Annotated in this window: 5 protein-coding genes; all 5 read left to right on the top strand. The window is 29.5% G+C overall.

The window, feature by feature from the left end; translation table 11 throughout:
- The first annotated feature begins 362 nt into the window (after window positions 1-362).
- The 5 genes from nrdI (at window position 363) to KMP12_RS07040 (ending at window position 6,265) form a co-directional block, all read left to right on the top strand.
- Window positions 363-731, top strand: coding sequence for a class Ib ribonucleoside-diphosphate reductase assembly flavoprotein NrdI (nrdI, locus tag KMP12_RS07060; RefSeq protein WP_215757018.1), 369 nt, complete (start codon window positions 363-365; stop codon window positions 729-731).
- Window positions 731-2,821 (top strand): class 1b ribonucleoside-diphosphate reductase subunit alpha, encoded by a 2,091-nt coding sequence (gene nrdE / locus KMP12_RS07055; protein ID WP_215757017.1) that lies wholly within the window; start codon window positions 731-733, stop codon window positions 2,819-2,821. The genes nrdI and nrdE overlap by 1 nt, the downstream gene beginning before the upstream one ends.
- An 18-nt stretch (window positions 2,822-2,839) precedes the next feature.
- Window positions 2,840-3,805 (top strand): class 1b ribonucleoside-diphosphate reductase subunit beta, encoded by a 966-nt coding sequence (nrdF, locus tag KMP12_RS07050; RefSeq protein ID WP_215757016.1) that lies wholly within the window; start codon window positions 2,840-2,842, stop codon window positions 3,803-3,805.
- A 164-nt stretch (window positions 3,806-3,969) separates the two neighbouring features.
- Window positions 3,970-5,409 (top strand): amino acid permease, encoded by a 1,440-nt coding sequence (locus KMP12_RS07045; RefSeq protein ID WP_215757015.1) that lies wholly within the window; start codon window positions 3,970-3,972, stop codon window positions 5,407-5,409.
- A gap of 163 nt (window positions 5,410-5,572) precedes the next feature.
- Window positions 5,573-6,265, top strand: coding sequence for a sugar transferase (locus KMP12_RS07040; RefSeq protein ID WP_215757014.1), 693 nt, complete (start codon window positions 5,573-5,575; stop codon window positions 6,263-6,265).
- Window positions 6,266-6,542 lie beyond the last annotated feature (277 nt).

Below are 6,542 nucleotides of genomic sequence, written 5' to 3'. Positions count from 1 at the left end.
GTAATTTATGATGTATAAGAAATTTGTAATGAAATAAGTAATTTCTTATTGATATAAGAATAATATTTTTATAAAATTAGTAAAATTTTACAATAGTTATTTTAATATACTTTAATATATAAATCTAAGAATTTTATAAAAATTTTTAAAAATAAATTTTTTATAACTTCTTATTAAATCAATATAAAAAATTAAATTTTTTTAAAAATATAATTAATAATGTTTTTCTTAAGAAATGCTTGATTATTTTAATTGAAAAAGTAAAAATTTAAGTGTAAAATTATTAGCATATAAAATAATTTCCAGAAAATAATTTTCGTTTAGATTTTGTTTTAGGCTGAATTAATATTAGGGGAAGTAGTATGAAAATAGTTTATTATTCACTGACAGGTAATTGTTTAAGATTCTTAAATATGTGCAAAATTCCAAAGGAAGATATGGTGAATTTATGGGAAATTGATTCTGAAGTAGACTTTAATTATATATTAGTTACGCCTACTATTGGTTTTGGTCAAATCCCAGATGATGTAAGTGAATTTTTGAAAAATAATCATAAAAATCTTGTTGGTGTAGTTGGTAGTGGTAATAAGAATTGGGGAAATCGTTTTGCCAAGGCCGCCGATAGGATAAGTCAAGACTATAAAGTTCCCTTGCTTATGAAAATAGAGTTGCATGGGAATACTAAAGATTTGATAAAGTTTAAAAAAATTTATTTGGAGATGAAAGATTAATGAAAGAATACAGACATATTGAATTAAATAATGAAGTAACAAAAAGAGATGATACTGGTTTTTTTAAATTAGGAAAAGACAAGGAAGCTATTGCTGAATTTTTACGTGAAGTTGATGATAGGACTGTGAAATTTAGTTCAGAGATGAAACGTTTAAAATATTTAGTTGAAGAAAATTTCTATGATAATATTTTTAAAAAATATATAGAAGAAGAAATTTTAGATTGTTTAGAGTTTGCTACAAATTATAAGTTTGAATTTAAGTCATATATGGCTGCAAGTAAGTTTTATAAAGATTACGCCTTGAAAACAAATGATAAGAAACAATATTTAGAAAATTATAATCAACACGTATTTATTGTAGCTATGTATTTGGCTAATGGTGATGCATCTTTGGCTAAGCAACTTATTATAGCAATGTTAGAGCAACGTGTTCAACCAGCGACACCAACTTTTTTAAATGCTGGACGTAGTCGTCGTGGGGAGTTGGTATCTTGCTTTTTATTAGAGGTGGGGGACTCTCTTAACTCTATCAATTATGTTGATTCTACGGCTAAGCAATTGTCGAAAATTGGGGGCGGTGTTGCGATAAATTTATCAAAACTGCGTGCCAGAGGAGAAAGTATCAAGGGTATAAAAGGCGTTGCTAAGGGTGTTATACCAGTAGCTAAGTCCTTAGAACAAGGTTTTTCTTATGCAGACCAACTGGGGCAAAGACCTGGAGCTGGAGCAGTCTACTTAAATATTTTCCACTATGACGTACTGGAGTTTTTGGATACTAAAAAAGTTAATGCTGATGAAGAATTACGCTTGCCTACAATTTCAACAGGCTTGATAGTGCCGTCATTATTCTTTGATTTGGCAAAAGAAAATAAGGACTTTTATATGTTCGGCCCTCATTCTATTTGGGAAGAATATGGGCTGGTTTTAGATGATATAGATATAGCTAAATATTATGATAAATTTGTAGCTAATGACAATGTTATTAAGAGAAAATACTCAGCTCGTGATATGCTATCTTTAATAGCTTCAACTCAGCTACAATCAGGTTATCCATATATGATGTTTAAGGACAATGCTAATAAAAATCATGCCCTAAAAGAAATAGGTCAGGTTAAAATGAGTAATCTTTGTACAGAAATTTTCCAATTACAAGAAACTTCTATAATAAAAGATTATGGAGAAGCAGATATAATTAAACGTGATATATCTTGTAATCTTGCTTCATTAAATATTGTTAATGTTATGGAAAGCAAGAAGATTAAAGAATCTGTCTATTCTGGTATGGACGCTTTAACATTTGTATCAAATTCTACAAAAATAAAAAATGCTCCTGGTGTTGTAAAGGCTAATGATGAATTTCATTCAGTTGGTTTAGGAGCTATGAATTTACATGGTTACTTAACTAAGAATTTAATAGCCTACGAAAGTGAAGAAGCTAAAGATTTTGCCAATGTCTTCTTTATGATGGTTAATTTCTATACTATTGAACGTTCTATGATGATAGCTAGGGAACGTAAGGAAACATTTAAAGACTTTGAAAAATCTGAGTATTATAAGGGAAATTACTTTAAAAGATATGTAGAGCAGGACTATCTTCCAAAAACAGATAAGGTAAAAGCCTTATTTGAAGATATTTATATACCAACAAAAGAGGATTGGGATATTTTGAAAAACAAGGTAAGGGAACATGGTTTATACCACGCATATAGAATGGCTATAGCACCTACTCAAAGTATTTCTTATGTGCAGAACTCAACATCAAGTGTTTTACCCATAGTTGATAAGATAGAACGTCGTACTTATGGTAATGCTGAAACATTTTATCCTATGCCATATCTTAATGCCCGCAATCAATGGTACTACAAATCAGCCTTTACTATTGACCAGATGAAATTGATAGACTTAATGGCAGTTATTCAAGAACATGTAGATCAGGGTATTTCTGTAATACTGTATGTAAATTCGGATATTACAACTAGACAGTTGGCTAGATACTACATCTATGCCCACCACAAAGGTTTAAAATCACTATATTACACTAGAAATAAATTATTATCAGTAGAAGAATGTACTTCTTGTGCTGTATAGAATTAAGAGGAATTTTAGATGAAAGCAGTAAATTGGAATAAACAAGACGATTTAACATTTATGTATTGGCGTCAGAATATCGCTCAATTTTGGGTTGATACGGAGTTTAAGGTGTCTAAGGATATTAAGAGCTGGACTGAAGACTTAAATGATTTAGAGCGTGATACTTATAAAAAAGTTCTTGCAGGCTTGACAGGTTTAGATACGCAACAAGGCGATAAGGGAATGCCTTTGGTGTCTTTACACACAGAAGATATGAGAAAACAAGCAGTATATAGCTTTATGGGAATGATGGAGCAGATGCACGCTAAAAGTTATTCTACAATCTTCACATCTTTGATACCCAGTAAAGAAACTGATTATTTATTAGATGAGTGGGTAGTAGAAAATAAAAAATTACAGTATAAGGCTTTAAGAATAGAAAGTTATTATATGAAATTATTTAAGCCAGAAGTGTCAACTTATGACTTATACATGGCAAGAGTAGCATCGGTATTTTTGGAATCATATATTTTTTATAGCGGATTTTTCTATCCTTTATACCTAGCTGGGCAAGGTAAGGTTACAACTTCTGGAGAGATTATTCGTAAAATTCTTTTAGATGAAACTATTCACGGCTCATTTACAGGCTTTGACGCTCAAGAAATATTTAAAAGCCTAACTCAAGAAGAACAGAAACTAGCAGAAAAAGAAATGTATGACCTATTACTGGACTTGTATGATAATGAATTAGCTTATACAAAAGACTTGTATGACCAAATAGGTTTAACAGAGCAGGTAAAAGATTATATAGAATATAATGCAAATAGGGCTTTGGCAAATTTAGGTTATCCGGGATATTTTGAACACAAGGACTTAAATCCAATTATTGAAAATGCTATGGACACTTCTACTAAAAATCACGACTTCTTCAGTGTTAAGGGAGATGGTTATGTGGTTAGTATGAATGTTGAAGCACTAGAAGATGAAGATTTTATTTTTTAATAGTAATTTTAAATACCTACTCATTTGGGTAGGTCTTTTTATATAGTTAAACCTATATTTTTTAAAAGTAAGATTAAATTCAGAAAATTTTTTAAAAACACTTTACAAGCTTGGGAAATGGGTATATAATTAAGATTAAAATTTTTAAAAAAGGATGTGATATTATGACAGAAGTCAAAATGAAAAGAAATCTGCGATCAAGACATATTTCTATGATGGCTATTGGAGGTTCAATAGGAACAGGTTTATTTATGGCTAGTGGAGCCGTAGTTAGCCAAGCAGGGTCTTACAAGGCGGTCTTATCTTATTTAGTAATAGGTGTATTCATATATTTTTTGATGTCATCACTAGGAGAGATGGCAAGTTATTATCCAGTATCAGGTTCATTTAGTTCTTATGCCGAACGTTTTATAGATCCATCTTTAGGTTTTGCAGTTGGTTGGCTATACTGGGTTATTTGGATTTTAGTTGCAGGAATAGACATAATAACTTTATCAAAAGTTTTACAGTTTTGGTCATTCTTCCAACAGTTTTCTTCATTTACACTATGTATTTTCTTTTTAATAGTACTGTGTGTAATTAATATCACTAGTGTTAGAATATTCGGAGAAATAGAATATTGGCTAACTTTTATTAAGGTAATAACAGTAATTATATTTTTAATTTCAGGTTTTGCTTTAATATTTGGAATTTTAGGTGGGCAAGCACACGGTTTAAATACTTTTGTTGCAAATAATAAAATTAGTGGTGCAGAAGGATTTTTAGGATTTTTCGCTATCTTATCAACAGCGGCCTTTTCTTTTGGAGGAACTGAATCAGTAGCAGTAGCTTCAGGAGAAAGTCAAAATCCGGCAGAAACTATGCCAAAAGCAGTTAATCAAGTTTTCTGGAGAATTTTAATATTTTATGTAGCAACAATATTTATAATATCAGCAGTAATTCCTGCAAGTGACCCCAGACTACTAGATACATCTAATATCCTTGCATCACCATTTACATTAGTTTTTGAAAATGCTGGTATGTTAATTGCGGCCACTGTAATGAATGCTGTAATATGTGCATCTGTGCTTTCAGCAGGAAATTCTGGTATATACTTTTCAAGTAGACAATTATTTTCTTTGAGTACAAGAGGCTATGCTCCAAAAGTATTTTCTAAGTTAAGCACTAATTCTAGTCCGCAATTAGCAGTTTTAACAAGTGTGGTGGTCATAGTATTAAGTTTTATTTTTGAAAAATATAACGCTGCTGGTTACTACATGTTGCTAGCCCTTGTAGGAGTTTTAGTAGTATGTGTTTGGTCGATATCTATAATTGCACAAATAAGATTAAGAAATGCAATAAGAAAACAAGGAAAAAATGAAAAAGAAGTTCTACCCTATAGAGCAAAATTTGGTTTGTTTGGTTCTTATTTAGCTGTCTTTGCATTTGTAGCCTTAATTGTATTACAAACTTATGCTGACTTTTCTAAGGGTGGTTTTGCAGCGGCAATCTATGATATTTTGCCACCAGTACTAATAATTATTATATGTTTAGCTCATAAACTAATTAAGAAAACTAAGTTTGTAAAACTTGAAGAAATGGATTTAGATAAATTTAAATATTAAGTTCAATAGGGGAATTAAATATATTCTTATTTATTTTAGTCATACAAGTAAAAGATTAATAAAATTAATTTTATTAATCTTTTTTATTATATATTTTACACAGTATTATTTTTAAAAATTTTATGGTATAATTGTCAATAAATTAGTTATAAAGTGGAGCCTTATGAAAAAATTTTCAGATTTAGATAGTAGATTTCAAAATTCAGCAGTAGAATATTATTATAAAATAATTCATAGAAAAAAATTTTCTTTGTTAATAAAAAAAATATTTGATAAAATACTCGCTTTATTTTTATTGATATTACTTAGTCCAGTTTTTTTATTTATAGCAATTTGGATAAAACTTGATAGTGAGGGAGAAATTTTTTATAGACAGGCTAGAGTTACAAGTTACGGCAGGGAGTTTAGAATTTATAAGTTTAGAACCATGGTAAAAAATGCTGACAAGTTAGGCTCTCTAGTTACCTTGCAAGATGACCCCCGCATAAGTTCAGTAGGGAAAAAATTAAGAAAATTGCGTATTGATGAATTGCCTCAACTTATTAATATATTGCTAGGTGATATGAGTTTTGTGGGTACTCGTCCAGAGGTGAAAAAATATGTTGATAAGTATTCTGATCTCATGTATGCAAGTCTGCTTTTGCCAGCTGGAGTAACGTCTATTGCTAGCATAGAATATAAAGATGAAGATGAAAAAATTGAAAAATATACCTCGCAGGGCATGAGTGTAGACCAAGTTTATATAGAAAAAATCTTACCAGAAAAGATGAAATATAATCTTGCTTATCTTGAGAATTTTAGTTTTTCAAGTGATGTAAAAATAATGGTAAGAACCTTTTTAGAAGTTTTAAAATAAAAAGTCATAGATAATTTATCTATGACTTTTTATTTTAGTATGCTTCAAATCCATGAGGGGCATTTTTTTTATTTTTTGGTGGTAATTGTAAATCTCTATAAAAATTTGTAAGGAGTTTGGCGTATTTTTTATTTAGAAATTCATAGAAACACCAAGACATAAATTAAAAAAATTTTACTTATTATTTATTTTTGTAACCAAAAAGTAATAAAAAAGAAACTCTACAGATATTATAAATAAAGAAAATATATGTTAGAATAATCTAGCATAAAGAATA

Source organism: Gemella sp. zg-1178, from assembly GCF_018790995.1.
Taxonomy (GTDB): Bacteria; Bacillota; Bacilli; order Staphylococcales; family Gemellaceae; genus Gemelliphila.
Note: the sequence above shows the minus strand (reverse complement) of the source record. Positions and strands in the feature narration are given on the sequence as shown.